This window comes from Streptomyces sp. NPDC047706, assembly GCF_043204795.1.
Lineage (GTDB): Bacteria > Actinomycetota > Actinomycetes > Streptomycetales > Streptomycetaceae > Streptomyces.
Map to the genome: position 1 here is coordinate 178,893 of NZ_JBIDCW010000010.1, position 22,757 is coordinate 201,649.

Annotated in this window: 15 protein-coding genes and 2 pseudogenes; 8 read left to right on the forward strand and 9 right to left on the reverse strand. The window is 72.4% G+C overall.

Going from position 1 to position 22,757, the window contains the following annotated elements; genetic code table 11:
* Positions 1-11 precede the first annotated feature (11 nt).
* The 4 genes from ACGF8A_RS14850 to ACGF8A_RS14865 are packed head-to-tail and all read right to left on the reverse strand — an operon-like array spanning position 12 to position 4,961.
* Complete coding sequence (locus ACGF8A_RS14850; protein WP_393107999.1) at positions 12-1,379, reverse strand: ADP-ribosylglycohydrolase family protein; 1,368 nt, start codon at positions 1,377-1,379, stop codon at positions 12-14.
* Positions 1,367-2,542, reverse strand: coding sequence for an ADP-ribosylglycohydrolase family protein (locus ACGF8A_RS14855; protein ID WP_393108001.1), 1,176 nt, complete (start codon positions 2,540-2,542; stop codon positions 1,367-1,369). Before ACGF8A_RS14855 ends, ACGF8A_RS14850 begins: the two co-directional genes overlap by 13 nt.
* Before the next feature lie 8 nt (positions 2,543-2,550).
* On the reverse strand, positions 2,551-3,960 hold the full coding sequence (locus ACGF8A_RS14860; RefSeq protein ID WP_393108003.1) for an ADP-ribosylglycohydrolase family protein: 1,410 nt from the start codon (positions 3,958-3,960) through the stop codon (positions 2,551-2,553).
* Positions 3,957-4,961: an ADP-ribosylglycohydrolase family protein gene (locus tag ACGF8A_RS14865; protein WP_393108005.1), complete on the reverse strand. Its 1,005-nt coding sequence runs from the start codon at positions 4,959-4,961 to the stop codon at positions 3,957-3,959. Before ACGF8A_RS14865 ends, ACGF8A_RS14860 begins: the two co-directional genes overlap by 4 nt.
* Before the next feature lie 295 nt (positions 4,962-5,256).
* Between ACGF8A_RS14865 and ACGF8A_RS14870 the strand changes: the two genes are divergently transcribed.
* The 5 genes from ACGF8A_RS14870 (at position 5,257) to ACGF8A_RS14890 (ending at position 15,091) form a co-directional block, all read left to right on the forward strand.
* A complete protein-coding gene (locus ACGF8A_RS14870; RefSeq protein WP_393108007.1) occupies positions 5,257-5,988 on the forward strand; it encodes a VIT1/CCC1 transporter family protein in 732 nt (243 codons plus the stop codon).
* 372 nt (positions 5,989-6,360) lie between these two features.
* Positions 6,361-10,956 carry a glutamate synthase large subunit gene (gltB, locus tag ACGF8A_RS14875; protein ID WP_393108009.1) on the forward strand — a complete coding sequence of 1,532 codons (4,596 nt, stop codon included), beginning with the start codon at positions 6,361-6,363 and terminating at the stop codon, positions 10,954-10,956.
* Entirely contained in the window at positions 10,949-12,412 is a 1,464-nt protein-coding gene (locus ACGF8A_RS14880) for a glutamate synthase subunit beta (RefSeq protein ID WP_393108011.1), read from the forward strand. The genes gltB and ACGF8A_RS14880 overlap by 8 nt, the downstream gene beginning before the upstream one ends.
* 117 nt (positions 12,413-12,529) lie before the next feature.
* Entirely contained in the window at positions 12,530-13,255 is a 726-nt protein-coding gene (locus ACGF8A_RS14885) for a vWA domain-containing protein (protein ID WP_393108013.1), read from the forward strand.
* 201 nt (positions 13,256-13,456) lie between these two features.
* Positions 13,457-15,091: a cytochrome bc complex cytochrome b subunit gene (locus ACGF8A_RS14890; RefSeq protein WP_393108015.1), complete on the forward strand. Its 1,635-nt coding sequence runs from the start codon at positions 13,457-13,459 to the stop codon at positions 15,089-15,091.
* On the opposite strand, the gene ACGF8A_RS14895 is transcribed toward ACGF8A_RS14890, so the two are convergent.
* A complete protein-coding gene (locus ACGF8A_RS14895; RefSeq protein WP_393108016.1) occupies positions 15,075-16,481 on the reverse strand; it encodes an acyl-CoA dehydrogenase family protein in 1,407 nt (468 codons plus the stop codon). The genes ACGF8A_RS14890 and ACGF8A_RS14895 overlap by 17 nt on opposite strands.
* A 75-nt stretch (positions 16,482-16,556) precedes the next feature.
* Here ACGF8A_RS14895 and ACGF8A_RS14900 point away from each other — a divergent pair, with 75 nt between their 5' ends.
* The 3 genes from ACGF8A_RS14900 to ACGF8A_RS14910 are packed head-to-tail and all read left to right on the forward strand — an operon-like array spanning position 16,557 to position 19,167.
* Positions 16,557-17,345, forward strand: coding sequence for an SDR family oxidoreductase (locus ACGF8A_RS14900; protein ID WP_393108018.1), 789 nt, complete (start codon positions 16,557-16,559; stop codon positions 17,343-17,345).
* 16 nt (positions 17,346-17,361) lie between these two features.
* Complete coding sequence (locus ACGF8A_RS14905; protein ID WP_393108020.1) at positions 17,362-17,976, forward strand: TetR/AcrR family transcriptional regulator; 615 nt, start codon at positions 17,362-17,364, stop codon at positions 17,974-17,976.
* 33 nt (positions 17,977-18,009) lie between these two features.
* Positions 18,010-19,167: an acetyl-CoA C-acetyltransferase gene (locus tag ACGF8A_RS14910; RefSeq protein ID WP_393108022.1), complete on the forward strand. Its 1,158-nt coding sequence runs from the start codon at positions 18,010-18,012 to the stop codon at positions 19,165-19,167.
* Here the strand turns inward: ACGF8A_RS14910 and ACGF8A_RS14915 are convergent.
* The 4 genes and pseudogenes from ACGF8A_RS14915 to ACGF8A_RS14930 all read right to left on the reverse strand — a co-directional run bounded on the left by ACGF8A_RS14915 (position 19,151) and on the right by ACGF8A_RS14930 (position 22,738).
* Positions 19,151-20,210: pseudogene (locus tag ACGF8A_RS14915) on the reverse strand (NAD(P)H-dependent flavin oxidoreductase). The gene ACGF8A_RS14910 and the pseudogene ACGF8A_RS14915 overlap by 17 nt on opposite strands.
* Positions 20,210-20,953: a CoA-transferase subunit beta gene (locus ACGF8A_RS14920; RefSeq protein WP_393108024.1), complete on the reverse strand. Its 744-nt coding sequence runs from the start codon at positions 20,951-20,953 to the stop codon at positions 20,210-20,212. Before ACGF8A_RS14920 ends, ACGF8A_RS14915 begins: the two are co-directional and overlap by 1 nt.
* Entirely contained in the window at positions 20,950-21,810 is an 861-nt protein-coding gene (locus tag ACGF8A_RS14925; protein ID WP_393108026.1) for a CoA transferase subunit A, read from the reverse strand. Before ACGF8A_RS14925 ends, ACGF8A_RS14920 begins: the two co-directional genes overlap by 4 nt.
* A gap of 173 nt (positions 21,811-21,983) precedes the next feature.
* Positions 21,984-22,738 (reverse strand): annotated as a pseudogene (locus ACGF8A_RS14930) (enoyl-CoA hydratase family protein).
* Between the last annotated feature and the right edge of the window lie 19 nt (positions 22,739-22,757).

Below are 22,757 nucleotides of genomic sequence, written 5' to 3' on the forward strand. Positions count from 1 at the left end.
CTCGCTACGGGTCATGGGCGGGTCGCCTCCAGGAGGGTGAGGTGGGCCAGCGTGTCGAAGCCGGTGCCGTCGAAGTCCGCGATGGAGGTGGCGAGACGGTTCTTGAGGGGGGCCGTCCAATGATCCGGAAGGGCGGTGGGGGCGCCGGCGAGGAGGGCGGCGATGCTGCCGGCCGTGGCCCCGTTGGAATCGGTGTCCCAGCCGCCGGAGACCGTGCGGCAGATGGCGCCCGGGAAGTCGCCGTCCGCGTGGGTGAGGGCGGCGGCGATCAGCGCCGTGTTGGGGATGGCGTGCACCCAGTGGTAGGCGGCGTGCCGGTCGTGGAGTTCGTCCACGACCGTCTCGAAGTCCTCGTGGTGGCGGGCCAGTCGGATCGCGTCGCGGACGGCCTCGGCCAGCCGGGAGCCGGGCGGGACCACGGTGAGCCCGGTGCGCAGGCTGGTGTGGACGTCGGCGGTGCCGGTGGCCGCGGCGGCGATGGTGGCGGCCGTGAACATCGCCGCGTAGACGCCGTTCGCGGTGTGGCTGAGGATGGCGTCCCGGTGGGCCTGTTCGGCCGCGGCGGCGGGGTCGCCGGGGCGGGTCCAGCCGTGCAGGTCGGCGCGGATGAGGGCGCCGATCCATTCGCGGAAGGGGTTGCGGTGGCGGGCTGTGTGCGGGGGCTCGATGCCGGTGAGCAGGTTGCGGTAGGCGACGCGTTCCGCGGTGAAGGCACGGCCGGCGGGGAGCTCGTCGAGCCAGAGTCCGGCCACGTCCGCGGTGGTGAACTCCTTGGTGCGGCGCTGGAGCAGGAGAAGGTTGAGAAGGGGGTAGTTGAGGTCGTCGTCCTCGGGCATGCCGTCGATGTTCTCGGCGAGCGACGTGCCGGCCGAGCGGCGGTTCCACGGGTGGGTGTCGAGGAGGGACTGGGGGACACCCCGGGCGGTGAAGTAGGCGGCCACCGGCCAGTTGCCGGCGGCGCGGGCGAGCCGGCGGATACCGGTGAGGGGGAGCTTCTCGACCGGCTTGCCCAGCAGACAGCCGACGGCCCGGCCCAGCCAGGCCGCGTGGAGGCGGGACTCCAGATCTGCCGGGGGGGCCGGCCGGCCGCCCGGCGCCGGCCAGTCGGGGCACAAGGACTTGATCCTCGCCAGGTCCGTCGGCTCCCGGTCCCGGAGCCGGCTCGGCAGGTCCGCCAGCTCGTCCAGCAGGTCCTCCGCCAGCTGGCGCAGGTAGCGGGAGGCCGGTCGCGGGGAGGCGCCGGCCCGGGGCGGTGCGTCGGGGCCGCCGGCCGCGTTCCAGCGTCGTTCGACGGCGGTCGGCCGGCGGCCGTCCTGGTGGGCCTGGCGGAGCTCGTGGCCGATCAGGTCCTCGGGCTGGACCCACGTCAGTCGGAGCACGGAAGGCCTCCCAACGCGGTGAACCACTCCTCGTGGGTACGGCGCCGGCTCACGTCCCGCCGGAAGATCTCGGCCGTGACCTCGGTGAGCGTGCGCGCCGGTTCCCACAGGTCGAGGCGGCTGGCCTCCGCCACCGTCTTCGACCACTCGTCCGGGACCGGGGAGCCCAGGGCCCCGGCCAGCGCGCCCGCCATCGTGGCGGTCGAGTCGCAGTCGCGGCCGTAGTTCACCGAGCCCAGGACCGCCTGCCGGTAGTCGCCGCCCGCGACCAGCAACATGCCGAGCGCGACGGGGAGTTCCTCGATGGAGTGCAGACGGGAGGGGCGGCGGGCGCCGAGGGAGGGGGTGCGGTAGTCGGGGCCCACCGTGTCGTAGGGCGCCACCGCCTCGCGCAGCGGAACCAGCGCCGACTCGAAGTCCGAGTATCCGGACGCCACTTCGCACACCGCCTCGATCGCCGCCCGGGTGCCGTCCTTCGCGTGCTCCAGGCACGCCGCCACCACCGACTCCGGTGTCGCCCCGGGGACACAGGCCGCCGCCACGGCCGCCGCGAAGACGCCCGCCGCCTCGCGGCCGTACGACGACTGGTGGGCGCCCGCGACGTCCAGGGCCTCGGCGTAGGCGCCCGCGGGGTTGGCCGCGTTGACCAGGCCGACCGGTGCCATGTACATCGCGGCACCGCAGTTGACGATGTTGCCGACGCCGGCCTCCCGGGGGTCGGCATGGCCGTAGTGGAGCCGGGCCACCAGCCACTTCTCCGCCAGGAAGATCCGGTGCAGGGGGAGGGCCTGCTCCTCCAGCTCCGGGATCCAGCGCGGGGTGGTGATCAGGTCCGGGACCAGGTGGTCGGCGACGGCGTAGGCGTCGAGGTGGTCGCGGACCTCGGCGTAGACCCGCACCAGCGCGTGGGTCATCAAGGTGTCGTCGGTGACGTGGCCGTCGCCCTTGTGGTACGGCGCGATCGGGCGGGCGGTGCGCCAGGCGGCGCCGTTCCAGGGGCCGACGACGCCGTGGACGCGGCCGCCGTGGCGCTCGGCGATCTGGTCGGGGGAGTAGCCCTCGACGGGGCCGCCGAGGGCGTCGCCGACGGCCGCGCCGACGAGAGCGCCGGTGATCCGGTCGCTGAGGGAGTCTGCTCGGCTTTCTTCTCCTTTGGGGGTCATGAGCCGAATCATCCCCCCGGCGGGGCCGGTTGCGCGGCTTCCAGGAGTTCGGCGAGTTCCACGAGGTCGGTTCCGGTGAGGCGGGGGAGTGCGCAGCCGGAGAGGTGCCGGCAGGTGTCCCGCCAGGACGCGGGGAGCGCAGGGCCGCCGCCGAGCGCGCCGGTCAGGGCGCCCGCGAGGGCCGGGGCCGAATCCGCGACGCGGGAGAGGCAGGCCGCCGCGGGTACCGCCTCCGCGATCCGGCCCTTCGAGGCGACGGTGAGGGCGAGGGCGACAGGGACCGTCTCGGCGGCGGCGATGCCGTAGCTGTAGACGTGGTCCACGATCTGGTGTTCCAGGAGGGGGATCAGCGCGAAGGCGCTGACGGCGTCCGCGGCGAGCTTCAGGGCGTGGCGGGTGTTGCGCCCGATCTCCGTCTCCTCGGGCAGTTCGGCGAGCGCCGCGGTCACGCAGGCGTGCGGGGTCGCGCCGGTGAGCGCGAGGGAGACGGCGGCGGCCATGGCCCGTGCGCCGTGCACGCCGTCGCCGTCCTGGGTGTAGCGGGCGTCGAACTCGGCGAGGGACGCGGCGAGCGCGGGGTCGCCGGGGTGGGCGACGGCCAGGACGCAGGCCCGGACACAGGCCGCGTCGTCGAAGAAGTGCGGGTTGTCGTGGCCCGTGGCGGGCGGGCGCAGACCGGCCGCGAGGTTGCCGAGGCCGGCCCGGACGGAGATGCGGGCGCGCAGCGGGAGGACGGCGGACTCGACCTCGGGAGCGCGTTCGGCTGCCGCGGCGACCTCACTGGCCACGGAGTTCCAGGTCAGGTCGATGGCCGCGCGGACCCGGCGTTCCCGGCTGAGGTCGCCCAGGACAGTGTCGTCGCCGGCGCGCAGCACCGCCTCCGCGGCGAACGCCGCCCACTCGGCGTCGTCGGAAGGGCCGAGGCGGAGGGGTTCGGGGGGCTGGTTGAGGGCGATGGGGACGGGGAGCGTGGTGGTCGCGTTGTGCTCGGCGAAGGTGTCGAGTTCGCGGGTGAGGCGGCGGGTCCACTCGGGCATCCGGGCGGCTCGGTGACGGGCGGCGGGCCATCCGGCGGCGTCGCCCGCGGCCAGGCCCAGCAGCAGGCCTTCGATCCGGGAACGGGCGGTGTCGTGGGTGGCGGCCTCGGCTTCGCCTCCGGCCGGGTGCGTCCCGGCCGTACTGCCCGTACCGCCCGTACCGCCCGTGCGGCTCTCGTCGCCGGGTGCGGGTGGCCCCTGCGGGGAGTTGTCGCCGTCGGTGGGTGTGGGTGCGGGTGCGGGTGCGGGGTCGTGGCCTGGGAGGTTCTCCGCGTCCGAGGGGGTGGGGCCGGCGGTCAGGGCCTGGTCGAGGTCCGCCGACGCCGGGGCGGCGTTGAGGGTCAGGGGGTTTGTCCCGTCCCAGGGGGCGGGGGGCCTCATCGGGCGTCCTCAGGGGTCAGCAGGTCCGCCACGTCCAGTACGTGGTGACCGGCCATCGACGGCAGGCAGCTGCCCCGCGCCGGCCCGATCGCCGCCGCCCACTCCGGCGGGATCGCGGCCTCCCCCTGCGTCGCACCCGCCAGGGCGCCCGCGACCGCGGCCGTGGTGTCGGCGTCGCGGCCCATGTTGACGGCCGTGAGGACCGCCTCCTTGAAGTCGCCGTCGGCCGCCGCGTACGCGCCGAAGGCCAGGGCGACCGCCTCGGGGGCGAGGTCGGTCCACGGATAGCCGCCGATGACCACGGCGGAGCGGACCGCGCGTTCGCCGCGGTGGGCGACGACCACGGCACGGCGCAGGGAACGCGCGGTCCAGGAGTCGTCCGGTACGACGGCGAGGGCGGAGGCGACCACGGCGGTGGGCGGGGCGCCCGCCGTCGCCGCCGCGACACCGGCCGCGACCGCCTGGCCACCGTAGATGCCCTCGCCGTCGTGGCTGACGGAGCCGTCGATCGCGACCAGGCGGGCGGCCTCGGCAGGCCGGCCCGCGGCGAACACGCCGAACGGCGCGGCGCGCATGGCGAGGCCGTCGCTCCAGGCGTGCCGGTGCTGGGCGGAGATGGGTGCGGCGAGGCCGCGGCGGAGGTTCTCCAGGGTGCCGCGTTCGCTGAAGCCCGCGCCCCGGAACTGGCCCTCGCCGCGGTCGGCGATCCAGGCGTGCCAGGCCGCCTCCGCATGCGCGGGCGTGAGGGCGGAGCCGTGCCGGGCGAGCAGCAGACCCGAGAAGATCGCGTACTCGGTGTCGTCCGTACCTGCGGGGCGGTCGGCGACGAAGCCGGTGACCCGGCCCCAGCGGGCACGGATCTCGGACGGCCTCATGTTCTCGGCGGGTGCGCCCAGGGCGTCGCCGACGGCGAGGCCGAGCAGGGCGCCGCGGGCCCGGGAACGGAGGTCGGCGGCGTCCCCGGCGGCCGGGACCGAGGGAACGCGGGCGATCGATGGCATCGCGGCCTCTCCTCTCAGGGCTCTCGGCAGAAAGCGCCCGGGGCCTGTCGATCGAGGCACCTCTCAGGGCGCGGAACCCTTTGCGGAACTGTCCCCGGTGCGGTGCGTCGCGCAGCCTCACGAGCCGCAGAGTCACCCGGTCGACATTTGAGCGGCGACCAATTCGAATGAGCAAAGAAGGGTAAAACCGCAGGTTAGCCCAGCCTTTCCTTGCTGGCGGGGGCGGAATGCGCGACGTAATCTGGGCGTTGTCGAAAAGTGGAACGCGTCCAAATCAGCTTCTGGGGGACCCGGTATGGCCATCATCGAGACCGAGGCGGCGCTGCACGAGGCGCATCGCGACAACCACACCCACCGCGACGTCAACGGCGGCTGGCTGCGCCCCGCCGTCTTCGGCGCGATGGACGGGCTGGTCTCCAACCTCGCGCTGATGACCGGTGTCGCGGGCGGCTCGGTAGGTCAGCAGACCATTGTGCTGACCGGGCTCGCGGGCCTGGCCGCCGGTGCCTTCTCCATGGCCGCCGGTGAGTACACCTCGGTCGCCTCCCAGCGTGAGCTGGTCGAGGCGGAACTGGACGTCGAGCGCCGTGAGCTGCGCAAGCATCCGAAGGACGAGGAGGCCGAGCTGGCCCGGCTCTACGAGGCGCGCGGCGTCGAGGCGGGGCTGGCGCGGGAGGTGGCCCGGCAACTGTCGAAGGACCCCGAGCAGGCGCTGGAGATACACGCCCGTGAGGAGCTCGGCATCGACCCCGGCGATCTTCCTTCGCCGCTGGTCGCCGCGGTGTCGAGCTTCGGCTCCTTCGCTCTGGGCGCCCTGCTGCCCGTACTGCCGTATCTGCTCGGTGCGACCGCGCTCTGGCCGGCGGTGCTGCTCGCGCTGCTCGGGCTGTTCGGCTGTGGCGCCGTGGTGGCCAAGGTGACCGCGCGTACCTGGTGGTTCAGCGGGCTGCGGCAGCTCGCTCTCGGTGCCGCGGCGGCCGGTGTGACCTATGCCCTGGGCAGCCTGTTCGGAACGGCCCTAGGATAGGGCGGCCAGGGCCCATGCGCAGAGCCGCACGTTACCCCCGGGTTTCGAGTGCGTAATCGCCGGGCATGAGCCGTAAGCGCTGTGGGCAAAGAGGCCTTTCGGCGCACTCGCGGGGCGAGCGACGCTGCCCGCCCTCCACGGGGCCGACGGACATGGTTCTGTCCTCCCCGGCCCCCCATGAATCTGCTGGATCTCCGCCGCCGAGCCGCGGTGTCTTCGACGCACACCCCTGCGAGAAGTCCGCATGTTGGAATGGTCTATCCAGTTCCCGAGAGCCACCCCATCATGTAACCTGCACGAAATTTTGATCTCACGCGAGGGCCAGCGTCGTCCCTCGGCACTTGAACATGCCACTTGACGACGGGAGAGCCGATGCGTACACCGCGCCAGCCGTCCCAGCATTCCGCGAATGGCCAGAACTGGTCGTTCATGGATGCTCGCCCTGCTGCGCAGGGTATGTACGACCCCCGCAACGAGCACGACGCCTGTGGCGTCGGCTTCGTGGCCACCCTCACCGGTGAGGCGAGCCATGCGCTGGTCGAACAGGCGCTCACGGTGCTGCGCAACCTGGAGCACCGCGGGGCCACCGGCTCCGAGCCGGACTCCGGTGACGGCGCGGGCATTCTGGCCCAGGTACCGGACGCCTTCCTCCGTGAGGTGGCCGGATTCGAGCTGCCGCAGGCCGGCGGCTACGCCGTCGGCATCGCCTTCCTGCCGGAGGACGGCACCGCCGAAGCCGTCTCACTCATTGAGACGATCGCGGCCGACGAGGGCCTGACCGTCCTCGGCTGGCGCGAGGTCCCCGTCGCGCCCGAGCTGCTCGGTGCCACCGCCCGCTCGACGATGCCCGCCTTCCGGCAGATCTTCGTCACCGACGGCGCCTCGGAGGGCATCGCGCTCGACCGCAAGGCCTTCGTGCTGCGCAAGCGCGCCGAGCGCGAGGCCGGCGTCTACTTCCCGTCGCTGTCCGCGCGGACGATCGTCTACAAGGGCATGCTGACCACGGGCCAGCTGGAGCCGTTCTTCCCGGACCTGTCCGACCGCCGGTTCGCCTCCGCGATCGCGCTCGTGCACTCCCGGTTCTCCACCAACACCTTCCCGTCGTGGCCGCTGGCGCACCCGTACCGCTTCGTCGCGCACAACGGTGAGATCAACACCGTCAAGGGCAACCGCAACTGGATGCGGGCCCGCGAGTCCCAGCTGCGCTCCGGACTGTTCGGCTCCCCGGAGAAGCTGGAGCAGGTCTTCCCGATCTGCACGCCCGACGCCTCCGACTCGGCGTCCTTCGACGAGGTGCTCGAACTGCTGCACCTCGGCGGGCGTTCGCTGCCGCACTCGGTGCTGATGATGATCCCGGAGGCGTGGGAGAACCACGACTCCATGGACCCGGCCCGGCGGGCGTTCTACCAGTACCACTCCACGATGATGGAGCCCTGGGACGGCCCGGCCTGTGTCACCTTCACCGACGGCACCCAGGTCGGCGCCGTTCTCGACCGCAACGGCCTGCGTCCCGGCCGCTACTGGGTCACCGACGACGGCCTCGTCGTCCTGGGCTCCGAGGTCGGCGTCCTCGACATCGCCCCTTCGAAGGTCGTCCGCAAGGGCCGCCTCCAGCCCGGCCGGATGTTCCTCGTGGACACCGCCGAGCACCGCATCATCGAGGACGACGAGATCAAGGCCCAGCTCGCCGCCGAGCAGCCCTACGGGGAGTGGCTGGAGGCCGGCGAGATCGAGCTGGGCGACCTGCCCGAGCGCGAGCACATCGTGCACACGCACGCCTCCGTCACCCGCCGCCAGCAGACCTTCGGGTACACCGAGGAGGAGCTGCGCGTCATCCTCGCGCCGATGGCCAAGGCCGGCGGCGAGCCGATCGGCTCCATGGGCACCGACTCGCCGATCGCGGCGCTGTCCGACCGCCCGCGCCTGCTCTTCGACTACTTCACGCAGCTGTTCGCGCAGGTCACCAACCCTCCGCTGGACGCGATCCGCGAGGAGCTGGTCACCTCGCTGCGCAGCTCGCTGGGCCCGCAGGGCAACCTCCTGGAGCCGACGGCCGCCTCGTGCCGCAGCGTCGTGCTGCCCTTCCCGGTGATCGACAACGACGAGCTGGCCAAGCTCATCCACATCAACGCCGACGGCGACATGCCCGGCATGAAGGCCGCCACGCTCTCGGGCCTGTACCGCGTCGGCGGGGGCGGTGACTCCCTCGCGGCGCGGATCGAGGAGATCTGCGCCGAGGCCGACGCCGCGATCGAGAACGGCGCCCGGCTGATCGTGCTCTCCGACCGGCACTCGGACGCCGAGCACGCGCCGATCCCGTCGCTGCTGCTCACCGCGGCCGTCCACCACCACCTCATCCGCACCAAGCAGCGCACCCACGTGGGTCTGCTGGTCGAGGCCGGAGACGTTCGCGAGGTCCACCACGTCGCCCTGCTCATCGGCTACGGCGCCGCCGCCGTCAACCCGTACCTGGCCATGGAGTCGGTCGAGGACCTGGTCCGCGCGGGCACCTTCCTGACGGGCATCGAGGCCGAGAAGGCCATCCGCAACCTGATCCACGCGCTCGGCAAGGGCGTGCTGAAGGTCATGTCCAAGATGGGCATCTCCACCGTCGCCTCCTACCGCGGCGCCCAGGTCTTCGAGGCGGTCGGCCTGGACGAGGCCTTCGTGGAGAAGTACTTCAACGGCACCGCCACCAAGATCGGCGGCGTCGGCATCGACGTCGTCGCCAAGGAGGTCGCCGCCCGGCACGCCAAGGCGTACCCCGCCTCCGGCATCGCCCCGGCGCACCGCGCGCTGGAGATAGGCGGCGAGTACCAGTGGCGCCGCGAGGGCGAGCCGCACCTGTTCGACCCGGAGACGGTCTTCCGCCTCCAGCACTCCACGCGCACCGGCCGCTACGACATCTTCAAGAAGTACACCGAGCGCGTGAACGAGCAGTCCGAGCGCCTGATGACCCTGCGCGGCCTGTTCGGCTTCAAGTCCGGCCGGCAGCCGATCCCCGTCGACGAGGTCGAGCCCGCCAGTGAGATCGTCAAGCGGTTCTCCACCGGCGCCATGTCGTACGGCTCGATCTCGCGCGAGGCGCACGAGACGCTCGCCATCGCCATGAACCAGCTGGGCGGCAAGTCCAACACCGGCGAAGGCGGCGAGGACCCCGAGCGCCTGTACGACCCGGCCCGCCGCTCGTCGATCAAGCAGGTGGCGTCCGGCCGCTTCGGTGTGACCAGCGAGTACCTGGTCAACTCGGACGACATCCAGATCAAGATGGCCCAGGGCGCCAAGCCGGGCGAGGGCGGTCAGCTGCCCGGTCACAAGGTGTACCCCTGGGTGGCGAAGACCCGGCACTCCACGCCGGGCGTCGGGCTCATCTCCCCGCCGCCGCACCACGACATCTACTCCATCGAGGACCTCGCCCAGCTGATCCACGACCTGAAGAACGCCAACCCCCAGGCGCGTATCCACGTCAAGCTGGTCTCCGAGGTCGGCGTCGGCACGGTCGCCGCCGGTGTGTCCAAGGCGCACGCGGACGTGGTGCTCATCTCCGGTCACGACGGAGGCACCGGCGCCTCGCCGCTGACCTCGCTGAAGCACGCCGGCGGTCCCTGGGAGCTCGGCCTCGCCGAGACCCAGCAGACGCTGCTGCTCAACGGCCTGCGCGACCGGATCGTCGTCCAGACCGACGGCCAGCTCAAGACCGGCCGCGACGTCGTCATCGCCGCGCTGCTCGGCGCCGAGGAGTTCGGTTTCGCGACCGCGCCGCTCGTCGTCTCCGGCTGCGTCATGATGCGCGTCTGCCACCTGGACACCTGCCCGGTCGGCATCGCCACCCAGAACCCGACGCTGCGCGAGCGCTTCACCGGCAAGGCCGAGCACGTGGTGAACTTCTTCCGGTTCATCGCCGAGGAGGTCCGCGAACTGCTGGCCGAGCTTGGCTTCCGCTCCGTCGAGGAGGCCGTCGGCCACGCCGAGGCCCTGGACGTCACGCGGGCCGTCGACCACTGGAAGGCGCAGGGCCTGGAGCTCGAGCCGCTGTTCCACGTGCCCGACCTGCCCGAGGGCGCGGTGCGCCACCAGGTGGTCGCGCAGGACCACGGCCTGGAGAAGGCGCTCGACAACGAGCTGATCAAGCTCGCCGCCGACGCGCTCTCCGCCGCCGGCGCCACCGACGCCCAGCCGGTGCGCGCGCAGGTCGCCATCCGCAACATCAACCGCACGGTCGGCACCATGCTCGGCCACGAGGTGACGAAGAAGTTCGGCGGCGCGGGCCTGCCCGACGACACCATCGACATCACCTTCACCGGCTCGGCCGGCCAGTCCTTCGGCGCCTTCGTCCCGCGCGGTGTCACGCTGCGCCTGGAGGGCGACGCCAACGACTACGTCGGCAAGGGCCTGTCCGGCGGCCGTGTGATCGTCCGCCCGGACCGGGGCGCGGACCACCTCGCCGAGTACAGCGTCATCGCGGGCAACACCCTCGCGTACGGCGCGACCGGCGGCGAGATGTTCCTGCGAGGCAAGGTCGGCGAGCGCTTCTGCGTCCGCAACTCCGGCGCGCTGGTGGTCTCCGAGGGCGTGGGCGACCACGGCTGCGAGTACATGACCGGCGGTCACGCGGTGGTGCTCGGTGAGACGGGACGCAACTTCGCGGCCGGTATGTCCGGTGGCGTCGCGTACGTCATCGACCTCGACCGCGACAACGTCAACATCGGCAACGTGCGGGCCGTGGAGGCGCTCGACGACGCCGACAAGCAGTGGCTGCACGACGTGGTGCGCCGGCACCAGGAGGAGACCGGCTCCACGGTCGCCGAGAAGCTCCTGGCCGAGTGGGACACCGCGGCCGACCGCTTCAGCAAGATCATCCCCAGCACGTACAAGGCAGTGCTCGCCGCCAAGGACGCCGCCGAGCGAGACGGTCTGACCGAGTCCGAGATCACCGAGAAGATGATGGAGGCGGCGATCAATGGCTGACCCGAAGGGCTTTTTGAACCACGGCCGTGAGGTCGCCAGGTCCCGTCCCGTCGAGGAGCGCAAGAAGGACTGGAACGAGGTCTACGTCCCCGGCTCGCTGCTGCCGATCATCAGCAAGCAGGCCAGCCGGTGCATGGACTGCGGCATCCCCTTCTGCCACAACGGCTGTCCGCTGGGGAACCTGATCCCCGAGTGGAACGACTACGCCTACCGCGAGGACTGGGGCGCCGCCTCCGAGCGTCTGCACGCCACGAACAACTTCCCGGAGTTCACGGGCCGTCTGTGCCCGGCCCCGTGCGAGTCGGCGTGTGTGCTCGGCATCAACCAGCAGCCGGTCACCATCAAGAACGTCGAGGTCTCGATCATCGACAAGGCGTGGGAGACCGGCGAGGTCGCCCCGCAGATCCCGGAGCGCCTGTCGGGCAAGACGGTCGCGGTGATCGGTTCCGGCCCGGCGGGCCTGGCGGCGGCCCAGCAGCTGACCCGCGCCGGCCACACCGTGGCGGTGTACGAGCGGGCGGACCGCGTCGGCGGCCTCCTCCGTTACGGCATCCCCGAGTTCAAGATGGAGAAGCGGCACATCAACCGCCGTATCGAGCAGATGCGCGCGGAGGGCACCCGCTTCCGCACCGGGGTCGAGATCGGCCGCGACCTGAAGGCGACGGACCTGAGGAAGCGGTACGACGCGGTCGTCATCGCCGCCGGGGCCACGACCGCCCGTGACCTCGCGGTCCCGGGCCGCGAACTCCAGGGCATCCACCAGGCGATGGACTACCTGCCGCTGGCCAACAAGGTCCAGGAGGGCGACTACGTCACCACTCCGATCTCGGCGCAGGGCAAGCACGTCGTCGTCATCGGCGGCGGCGACACCGGCGCCGACTGCGTGGGCACCGCCCACCGCCAGGGCGCGGCCTCCGTGACGCAGCTGGAGATCATGCCCCGTCCGGGCGAGGAGCGGGACGCGGCGCGGCAGCCGTGGCCGACCTTCCCGATGCTCTACAAGGTCACCTCCGCGCACGAGGAGGGCGGCGAGCGGGTCTACGCCGTCTCGACCACCCACTTCGAGGGCGACGAGGACGGCAACGTCCAGTGGCTGCACCTGGTCGAGGTCGAGTTCGTCGACGGCAAGCTGACCCCGCAGCCGGGCACGGAGCGCAGGATCCCGGCCCAACTGGTCACGCTGGCGATGGGTTTCACCGGCACCGACCGCGACAACGGCCTGGTCGACCAGTTCGGCCTGGAGCTCGACGAGCGCGGCAACATCGCCCGCGACGCCGACTTCCAGACCAATGTGCCGGGTGTGTACGTCGCCGGTGACGCCGGCCGCGGCCAGTCCCTCATCGTGTGGGCGATCGCGGAGGGCCGCTCGGCCGCCCGCGGCGTCGACCGGTTCCTCACGGGCGCCAGCGACCTCCCGGCCCCGATCCGCCCGACGGACCGTGCGCTGACGGCCTGACGGCCCGACCACGAAGACGTCCCGTACAAAGGCGTACGGAACACCGACGGCGCCTGCCCGCCAGTCCCCGACCGGACGACTGGGCAGGCGCCGTCACTTGTGCCGTACCCTCGCCGCGTGGCAGCCATCAGTCTCACCAAGGTCGAACAGAGCGCGCCGGCGCTCGTGAACCTCTACAAGAGCGCCGCGGTCTCGCTCACCAAGCACGGCCTGGACGGGCAGCGGGCCGCCGTGTACCTCGTGGTCGACTACTCGGGGTCGATGAAGCCGTACTACAGGGACGGCAGTGTCCAGGCGCTGGCCGACCGCGTGCTGGGGCTGTCGGCGCATCTCGACGACGACGGCAGGGTGCCGGTGGTGTTCTTCTCGACGGACGTCGACGCCGTCACCGACATCGCTCTCGCCGACCACGAGGGGCGGATCGAGCGGATCGTGGCCGGCCTCGGGCACATGGGCAGGACCAGCTACCACCTGGCCATGGACGCCGTCATCGACCACTACGTCGACAGCGGCTCCCGGGAGCCCGCCCTCGTCGTCTTCCAGACCGACGGCGGTCCCGTCAACAAGCTCGCCGCCGAGAAGTTCCTGTGCAAGGCGGCGACCCTCCCCCTGTTCTGGCAGTTCGTCGGCTTCGGTGACCCGGACAGCAAGCAGTTCGACTTCCTGCGCAGGCTCGACGAGCTGCCCGTGCCGGATCGGCGGGTGGTCGACAACGCCGGGTTCTTCCACGCCGGACAGGACCCGCGGCAGGTGTCCGACGCCGAGCTGTACGACCGTCTCGTGAGCGAGTTCCCCCAGTGGCTGGCGGCCGCGCGGGAGCGGGGGATCGTACGGACCGGCTGAGCCGCCCCAGGCTGGCTGAGACCGCCTGCCGACCGCCCGCGACCCTCCGCGACCGACCCCAGAGCGCCTGAGACCGCCCGGCACAGCCTGAGACCGGATTGGACCGGCTGGGACCGGCTGGGATCTTTCGCGCACCTTTAATTCGAGGGCTTCACCGTGGCACCCTGAGGCTGATCCGGTCCGACGGGGAGGACGGCGCAGATGGACGGCGCACGATCGGTGAACACGGCCACGGGCAGGGCGAGTTCCGCGGCCAGGGGCGAGAAGCTGGCCGACTGGGCCGACGGGCGTCTCGGGCTCTACGCGCTCGCCAAGGCCAACATGCGCAAGGTCTTCCCGGACCACTGGTCGTTCATGCTGGGCGAGGTCTGTCTCTACAGCTTCCTGGTCCTCATCCTCACCGGGGTCTACCTCACGCTGTTCTTCGAGCCGAGCAGCGCCGAGGTGGTGTACGAGGGGTCCTACACGCCGCTCAACGGCATCGTGATGACCCGCGCGTTCGAGTCCACCCTGGAGATCAGCTTCGACGTGCGCGGCGGTCTGCTGATCCGGCAGATCCACCACTGGGCGGCGCTGGTCTTCGTCGCCGGAATGCTCGTCCACATGATGCGGGTGTTCTTCACCGGCGCCTACCGCAAGCCCCGCGAGATCAACTGGGTGTTCGGCTGGACCCTGCTGATGCTCGGCATCATCACCGGCCTCACCGGCTACTCCCTCCCCGACGACCTGCTCTCCGGCACCGGCCTGCGCTTCGCCCAGGGCGCCATCCTGTCCATCCCGATCGTGGGCACCTATGTGTCGTTCTTCCTGTTCGGCGGGGAGTTCCCGGGGGACGACATCATCTCGCGGCTGTTCCCGGTCCATGTGCTGCTGCTGCCGGGGATCATGCTCGGCCTGGTGGTGGCCCATCTGATCCTGGTCGTCCACCACAAGCACACCCAGTACCCCGGCCCCGGCCGGGAGGAGAAGTCCGTGATCGGCATGCCCTTCCTGCCGGTCTACATGGCCAAGGCCGGCGGCTTCTTCTTCCTGGTCTTCGGCGCCCTCGCGCTGATGGGCGGACTCGCGCAGGTCAACCCCGTCTGGGCCTTCGGCCCCTACCGCGCCGACCTCGTCACCACCGGTGCCCAGCCCGACTGGTACCTCGGCTTCTCCGAGGGCCTGATCCGGGTGATGCCGGGATGGGAGATCGACCTCGGCGGTCATACGCTCGTCCTCGGCGTCTTCATCCCCTTCGCGCTCTTCCCGCTGATCCTGGCCGCCATCGGCGTCTACCCCTTCGTCGAGGCCTGGATCACCGGCGACAGACGCGAGCACCACCTCCTGGAACGGCCGCGCAACGCCCCCGTCCGCACCGGCCTCGGCGTCGCCTGGCTCACGCTGTACGTGGTCTGCCTGATCGGCGGCGGCAACGACATCGTCGCCACCCATCTGCATCTGTCGATCAACGCCATCACCTGGTTCGTCCGGATCGCCTTCTTCGTCGCGCCGGTGCTGGCGTTCGTCGTCACCAAGCGGATCTGCCTGGGCCTGCAACGCCGCGACCGCGAGAAGGTGCTGCACGGCCGGGAGACCGGCACCATCAAGCGGCTGCCGCACGGCGAGTACATCGAGGTCCACGAACCCCTCGGCCGGGCCGACCGGTACGCCCTCACCCAGCACGAGCAGCCGCGGCCCTACGAGATCGGCCCGCGGGTCGACGCGAACGGCGTCCGGCGGCGCGTCACTGTCTCCCGGCGGGTGCGCGCGAGGCTGGCCCGGGCCATGTTCGGGCCCGGCAGCCACATCCCGAAGCCGACGCCGGAGGAGTACCGGGAGATCACGCGCGGGCACTGAGAACGACGTCCCGGCACTCGTCCGGCCCGCCCCAGGCACCCCGCAGGGCGCGCGCCTTGGTCAGCCACAGGGACAGGTCGTACTCCGCCGTGTAGCCGATGGCCCCGTGCAGCTGAAGTGCCGTACGGGCCGTGGTGTACGCCGCCTCGCAGGCCGTGACCTTGGCGGCGGCCACGTCGGCGGGACGCAGGGTCAGCGCCGCGCCGTACACCAGCGGGCGCGCGAAGTCGAGGGCGATCCGCGCGTCGGCCAGCCGGTGCTTGACCGCCTGGAAGGACCCGACGGCCACACCGAACTGGGTGCGCTGCCTGACGTGCGCGACGGTCTGGCCGAGCAGCGCGAGTCCGACGCCGAGAGCCTGGGCGGCGGTGGCGAGGCGCGCCCAGGTGAGGGCCTGTTCCACGGGTGGGGCGGGGGAGAGCAGCTCGCCGCCGGGGAGCAGGGGGGTGAGACGGCGGGCCGGGTCCAGGGAGGGACGGGCCGGGGCGGCGGGACCGGGGGAGAGGCGCAGGCCGTCGGGGGTGAGGGACAGGTGGGTGGTGGCCGTGTCGCCGTCCAGGGCGTACGGGGAGTCCACGGGGGTCAGCGTGGCCATGGTCGTGCCCGCCGCCAGGGACGAAAGGAAACGCTCGGCGAGGGCCGGCTCCGCGAGCAGCGCGGCAGCCGCGACCGTCTCCGCCAGCGGGCCCGGGACGGCGTGCCGGCCCAACTCGACGAACGCGACCGCCAGTTCCACGGGACGCAGGCCCAGTCCGTCGTACTCCTCCGGTACCGCCAGAGCGAAGACGCCCGCCTCGGCGATACGGGACCACAGCGCGCGTCCGGGCGCGGGGTCCCCGCGGCTCCAGTCCCGGATCACGGCGGGCGTGTCCGCGGAGGTGAGCCGGGCGTCGAGGGAGGCGGCGAAGGCGCGCTGGTCGGGGTCGAGCAGGAAGCGCATCAGCGGCGTCCCGGTGCGGACGGCTCGCGACCTCAGCGACGCGAGGTCGGAGCCCGCCTCCGGCTCCGACCAGGCCTGCGCCCAGACGGTGCGGCCCGAGGCCATGGGGGGCAGGACGCGGGCGCGCTGCTCCCGCGTGCCGTGGGCGAAGAGGGTGGGGGCGAGGAGGTGGATGCCGTTCTGGCCGACGCGGGCCGGAGCGCCGGCCGCGTAGTACTCCTCCTCGAAGATCAGCCATCGCACGAGCCCGCTGCCCCGGCCGCCGTACGCCGCCGGCCAGTCGACCACCGACCACCGGTCCGCGGCCAGCTCCGCCTCCCACGCGCGGTGCGCCGCGAAGCCCTCGGCGGTCTCCGGCGACGGCAGGGGCGTGCGCGGGAGATGGGCGTCGAGCCAGGCGCGGGCGGTGGCGCGGAATGCCTCGTCGGCGGCGGAATGGGTCAGGTCCACGGTCGCCGTCCCTCCCCGGGTTCACCGGTCTCCGGATCCTTCCCTATCAAGTGTTTGGTAGGTTGGCGTGGTCCCATGACAGACGTCGAGGGCCCCGCGTACCAGTCCGGGCACGGGCTGCTCCGCGGGCGCAGCGCCGTCATCACCGCGGCGGCGGGCGCCGGGATCGGAGGCGCGACCGCGCGCAGGTTCCTGGAGGAGGGCGCGCGTGTGCTGATCAGCGACGCCCACGCCCGCCGCCTGAAGGAGCACCGGGCCGCGCTGGCCGGGGAGTTCGGCGCGGCGTCGGTCTCCGCGCTGGCCTGCGACGTCACCGACGAGAGCCAGGTGCGGGCGCTGTTCGACGCCGCCGTGGCCGAGTACGGGCGGCTGGACGTCGTGGTCAACAACGCGGGACTCGGTGGCACGCCGGCGCTCGTCGACATGACCGACGAGCAGTGGTCCCGCGTCCTCGACGTGACGCTGAACGGCACGTTCCGGTGCACCCGGGCCGCCCTGCGCTCGATGCGGACGACCGGCGGCGGGGTGATCGTCAACAACGCCTCGGTCGTCGGCTGGCGCGCCCAGGCCGGGCAGGCCCACTACGCCGCCGCGAAGGCCGGCGTCATGGCACTGACCCGGTGCGCGGCCGTCGAGGCCGCGGAGTACGGAGTGCGCGTCAACGCGGTCGCGCCCAGCCTCGCCATGCATTCGCACCTGGCGAAGGTGACCACCCCCGGGCTGCTCGCGGAACTGACCGCGCGCGAGGCCTTCGGGCGGTACGCGCAGCCCTGGGAGGTGGCCAACGTGATCGTGTTCCTGGCCTCGGGATACTCCTCGTACCTGACCGGGGAGGTCGTCTCCGTCAGCAGCCAGCATCCGTAGGACCACAATGGATGCCGTGCCGACCAAGAAGAGCCCCCAGGTGAGCGTCTCCGCACCGGCGCGCCGCCACGAACTCCTGCGCACCGCCGCCGAGGTGTTCGCCGAGCAGGGGTACAACGCCACGACCGTCCGGACCATCGCCGACCACGCCGGCATGCTCGCCGGCAGCCTCTACTACCACTTCGACTCCAAGGAGTCGATGCTGGAGGAGATCCTGCGCACCTTCCTCGACGAGCTCTGGGACGGCTACGACACCGTCCTGGACGCCGGGCTCGGGGCGCGGGAGACCCTTCAGGCGCTGGTCACCGAGTCGTTCCGGGAGATCGACCGGCACCGCGCGGCCGTCGCGATCTACCAGAAGGAGTCCAGGCAACTGGCGGCGCAGGAACGGTTCGCGTTCCTCGCCGAGTCGCAGCGCAAGTTCGAGAAGGCGTGGTTGGCCACGCTGGAGCGCGGGGTCGCCGACCGGGTCTTCCGGGACGACCTCGACGTCCGCCTCACCTACCGGTTCGTGCGGGACACCGTGTGGGTCGCCGCGTCCTGGTACCGGCCGGGCGGACAGCACAGTGCGGAGGAGATCGCCCGGCAGTACCTGTCGATGGTGCTGGACGGGATCGCCGTACGCACATGAACCGGGTCGCACACCACTCGCTGGGGAGTCGTCATGGCCGAGGCCTACATCGTCGAAGCGGTCCGCACGCCCGTCGGGCGGCGCGGGGGAGGGCTCGGCGGGGTCCACCCGGCCGACCTGGGCGCGCACGTGCTCAAGGAACTGGTCGCGCGGTCCGGCGTGGATCCGGCGGCCGTCGAGGACGTCGTCCTCGGCTGCCTGGACACGGTGGGGCCGCAGGCCGGGGACATCGCGCGGACCTGCTGGCTGGCGGCCGGACTGCCCGAGGAGGTGCCGGGGGTCACCGTCGACCGGCAGTGCGGGTCCTCCCAGCAGGCCGTGCACTTCGCCGCGCAGGCCGTGCTGTCGGGGACGCAGGACCTGGTGGTCGCCGGGGGCGTGCAGAACATGTCGCAGATCCCCATCGCCTACGCCACCCGGCAGGCCGCCGAACCGCTGGGCCTCACCCGGGGGCCGTTCGCGGGCAGCGAGGGCTGGCGGGCGCGGTACGGGGACCGGCCGGTGAACCAGTTCGCCGGGGCCGAGATGATCGCCGCGAAGTGGGGGATCAGCCGGCCGGACCAGGAGGAGTTCGCCCTGCGCTCCCACCGGCGGGCGGTGCGGGCGATCGACGAGGGGCGCTTCGCCCGCGAGACCGTGCCGTACGGGGACGTGACCGTCGACGAGGGCCCGCGCCGGGACACCTCGCCGGAGAAGATGGCCGCGCTGAAACCGGTCATCGACGGCGGCACCGTGACCGCCGCCTGCTCGTCCCAGGTCTCCGACGGCGCGGCGGCGCTGCTGCTCGCCTCGGAGCGGGCGGTACGCGAACACGGGCTGACGCCGCGCGCCCGCGTCCATCACCTCTCGGTGCGCGGCGAGGACCCGATCCGCATGCTGACCGCGCCGATCCCGGCCACCGCCCACGCCCTGGAGAAGACCGGCCTCACCCTGGACGGCATCGACCTCGTCGAGATCAACGAGGCGTTCGCGCCGGTCGTCCTGGCCTGGCTGAAGGAGACGGGCGCCGACCCCGGCAAGGTCAACGTCAACGGCGGCGCGATAGCGCTCGGGCACCCGCTCGGCGCCACCGGCGCCAAGCTGATGACGACGCTGCTGCACGAACTGGAGCGCACCGGCGGTCGGTTCGGCCTCCAGACGATGTGCGAGGGCGGCGGACAGGCCAACGTGACGATCATCGAGCGGGTCTGAGCCCGTCCAGCAACCTCAGCACCGCCTCCGCCTCCCCGGCGATCCGCTCCACCAGCTCCGCGCACGACGGCAGGTCGTCGATGACCCCGGCGACCTGGCCGGAGGCCATGACCCCGAGATCCGTCCGGCCGTCCACCATGGACGCCTTCAGCAGCATGGGCGTGTTCGCCGCCAGCAGGACCTGGCCCCAGGTCAGGTCCTTGCCGTGCCTCATGGCGAGGCCTTCCCGAACCATGCGGCGCCAGGTGAGGCCGGAGAGCCGCCGGAAACCGGCCGCCCGGTGGACGGCCCGCAGGAGGCTGCCGGCCCGCCCGGATCTCTCCAGGGCGTCGACCAGATCGGTGCGCAGCACGCGGTGGGGCAGGCCGTCGGGCGCGGTCGTGACCACGACGTCCCCGGCCGAGGCCGCCAGATACCTCGCCTTCACCGCGTCCGGCACCGTCGAGTCCGACGTCAGCAGGAACCGCGTCCCCATCGCCACGCCCGCCGCCCCCGTACGCCAGCGCCGCCACCAGTCCCCGCCCGTCGAAGAAGCCGCCCGCCGCCACCACCGGGATGTCCACGGCGTCCACCACCTGCGGCAGCAGCACCGACGTCGCGACCTCGTCGGTGTGCCCGCCGCCTTCGCCGCCCTGCACGATCACCGCGTCCGCGCCCCAGGCCGCGACCTTCTCGGCATGGCGCCGCGCGCCGACGGACGGGATGACGACCACGCCCGACTCCTTCAGCGTGGCGATCAGGCGGGGAGAGGGTGCCAGGGCGAAGGACGCGACCCGGACCCCCTCCTCGATCATGATCTGTACGCGGTCGGCCGCGTCCCGCGCGTCCGCGCGCAGGTTGACCCCGAACGGCGCCGTCGTGCGCGTCCCGACCTCCCGTATCGCCTCGCGCAGCCGGTCGGGCGTCATCGTGGCGGACGCCAGGATGCCCAGCGCGCCCGCGTTCGCCGTCGCCGCGACCAGGCGGGGGCCCGCCACCCAGCCCATCCCGGTCTGCACGACCGGGTGGCGCACGCCGGCCAGCCTGGTGAGTGCCGTCTCCATCAGGACCGCACCTCCCGCTCCCGGCTGCCCGCCGGGTCGAGCACCTCGCGGATCAGGCGCAGTTCCCCGAGGTCGGGGGCGCGGGTCTGCGGTACGCCGGCCGGGATCGTGAGCGCGAATCCGGTCGCCTCCCCGACCTCCTCCACGGTCACCCCGGGGTGCAGGGAGGCGAGCCGCATGGAGTGGTCCGGCGTCGCGAAGTCGAAGACACCGAGGTTCGAGACGACCCGGGCCAGGTGGTGGAAGCGGGCCGTCGCCGGATGCCGGGCGGCACGGTCGTGGCCGACGCCGCACACCATGTCGACGCGCTCCACGAACACCCGGCGGGAGTGCCGGGGGATCCAGTAACTCGTCGGGCTGTTCAGCGTGTTGACCGGCGCTCCGCGCACGCCGAGCAGCTGCCGGGACGGCTTGGCCCACTCACCGATGCAGGAGATGTTCTGGTTGCCGTAGCGGTCGATCTGGCCGGTGCCCATCATCACGTGCCGCCGGCCGCCGGTGACGAGGGCGAGGTGCCGGCGGTACGGCAGCCAGCCCTCGGGGTTGCCGTCGGCGTCCACCAGCGTCGCCTCACCGTCGGTGAGCAGCAGGCCGGGGGCGAAGGTGTGCCGGGCGAGCCGGGCGCCCAGGGAGGGGATCAGGCCCATCGGGCTGGCGAGGATCTCGCCGGCGCCGCGCCAGGCCTCGGCGCAGGCGATGACGCAGTACTCGGCGCGGGTGGGTGCGGGTGCCGTGGGGGTCATGACCGCTCCTCGTGCTCCGGGCCCGCGCCGTACTCCTCGTGCCAGGCGCGGACGGCGGACCGGTACGCGTCCTCGTCCCCGGTGAGGAACCGCGCGGCGAACCGGGACCAGGGCGTGGTCGCGTAGTGCCTCTGGAAGGCCTCGTCCCGCCCGTAGTCCGGTGCGCACGACGTGAAGTGGGCGCCGTCGGGGGCCTCGACGACACCTGTGACCGTGTGCCGTGGGACGAGCAGTGTCTGGGGAGCGGCATCCTTCGTCAGCTCGGCCGTGTCCACGATCCGCTCGCAGGAGACGAACGCCGTGCCGGCCGCCGCGCAGAACAGGTCGTCGAAGTACGGGTCGGGGCCCAGATACTGCCCGTTTCCCCTCCGGTCGGCGCGGTTCACATGGACCAGTGCCGCGTCCAGGCGCAGGGCGGGCATGGCGACGAACGTCTCCCCGTCGTCGTAGGGCGACGTGACCGTGCGCAGACCGGGGTTGACCCGCATGACGTCGGAGCCGATCCCGGCCCGAACCGGCAGGAAGGGCAGCCGGTTCGCCGCAGCCTGCAGTCCCCACAGGAACATCGCCTCGTCGATCTCCGTCAGCTCCAAGGCCCCGCGTTCGCGTGCCGCGCGGTAGTGCGGTTCGAGCGGGACGGAGTCGAGGGTGGTGAAGGCGGCGACCAGCTTCCGGATCCGGCCGGCCGCGGCGAGCATGCCGACGTCCGGACCGCCGTACGAGACCACGGTGAGATCGGTGATTCCGGTGCGGAGCAGTGCTCTCACCAGGGCCATCGGCTTCCGCCGCGAGCCCCAGCCGCCGATGCCCAGGGTCATGCCGCTCTCCAGCCGGCCCACGGCCTCGTCGGCACTCATCGTCTTGTCGGCCGCTGTCTCGTCGGCTGCTGTGGTCCCGGGAGTTGTCGTCCCGGGCCCTCTCGTCCCTGACCCTCTCGTCCCGGGCCCTGTCGTCCCGGGCCCTGTCGTCCCGGCAGTCGTCATCTCGGCCGCCGTCGGGGCGGTGACCGCGCCGGTCGTGGTCTGCGCTGTCACTGCGGTCCCTCCTTCCCGGCCGCCGCGAAGGTGCTCCGCAGCCGGTCCGCGGCCCCGCTGAGATTGGCCTCGAAGGTGAAGCCCTGCTCGAAGCGGTAGCTGCGGCGCACATCGACGGGGTCGATGCCGTTGATCGCCGCCTTGGCCAGGCGCAGCAGCCCGCCGTCCTTGGCGGCGATCTCGCGGGCCAGCTGAAGGGCCGCACCGCGCAGTTCCTCGCGTGGCACCACCCGCCACACCGAACCGTGTGCGTGCAGCTCCGCCGCGCTCGCCGTGCGGGAGGTGTAGTACAGCGCGCGCATGAGGTGCTGCGGGACCAGGCGGGCCAGGTGCGTGGCCGCGCCGAGGGCGCCCCGGTCCAGCTCCGGCAGGCCGAAGGTGGCGTCCTCGCTCGCCACGACGGCGTCCGCGTTGCCGACCAGCCCGATGCCGCCGCCGAGGCAGAAGCCCCCCACGGCCGCCACGACGGGGACCTCGCACTCGTACACCGCCGCGAAGGCCTCCGCGCAGCCGGAGTTGGCGCCGAGCAGCGCGCCGGGGCCCCGCGCCTGTATCTCCTTGATGTCCACCCCCGCGTTGAACCCGCGTCCTTCGGCGGTCAGTACGACACAGCGGACGCCGGGGTCCCGCCCGGCCGCGCGCACCGCGTCCGCCAGGGCGTACCAGCCGTGCACCGGCAGCGCGTTCACCGGTGGGAAGTCGACCGTGACGACGCAGATGCCCTTTCCGGGGACGAGGTGGAGACACCCATGGCCGCATCAGCTACCTTT

Excerpts from the sequence above, each read along its gene's own strand:
- ACGF8A_RS14855 (WP_393108001.1), bottom strand. The coding sequence starts at position 2,542 with ATGACCCCCAAAGGAGAAGAAAGCCGAGCAGACTCCCTCAGCGACCGG.
- ACGF8A_RS14860 (WP_393108003.1), bottom strand. The coding sequence starts at position 3,960 with ATGAGGCCCCCCGCCCCCTGGGACGGGACAAACCCCCTGACCCTCAAC.
- ACGF8A_RS14865 (WP_393108005.1), bottom strand. The coding sequence starts at position 4,961 with ATGCCATCGATCGCCCGCGTTCCCTCGGTCCCGGCCGCCGGGGACGCC.
- ACGF8A_RS14870 (WP_393108007.1), top strand. The coding sequence starts at position 5,257 with ATGGCCATCATCGAGACCGAGGCGGCGCTGCACGAGGCGCATCGCGAC.
- gltB (WP_393108009.1), top strand. The coding sequence starts at position 6,361 with ATGCGTACACCGCGCCAGCCGTCCCAGCATTCCGCGAATGGCCAGAAC.
- ACGF8A_RS14880 (WP_393108011.1), top strand. The coding sequence starts at position 10,949 with ATGGCTGACCCGAAGGGCTTTTTGAACCACGGCCGTGAGGTCGCCAGG.
- ACGF8A_RS14890 (WP_393108015.1), top strand. The coding sequence starts at position 13,457 with ATGGACGGCGCACGATCGGTGAACACGGCCACGGGCAGGGCGAGTTCC.
- ACGF8A_RS14900 (WP_393108018.1), top strand. The coding sequence starts at position 16,557 with ATGACAGACGTCGAGGGCCCCGCGTACCAGTCCGGGCACGGGCTGCTC.
- ACGF8A_RS14910 (WP_393108022.1), top strand. The coding sequence starts at position 18,010 with ATGGCCGAGGCCTACATCGTCGAAGCGGTCCGCACGCCCGTCGGGCGG.
- ACGF8A_RS14920 (WP_393108024.1), bottom strand. The coding sequence starts at position 20,953 with ATGACCCCCACGGCACCCGCACCCACCCGCGCCGAGTACTGCGTCATC.
- ACGF8A_RS14925 (WP_393108026.1), bottom strand. The coding sequence starts at position 21,810 with ATGAGTGCCGACGAGGCCGTGGGCCGGCTGGAGAGCGGCATGACCCTG.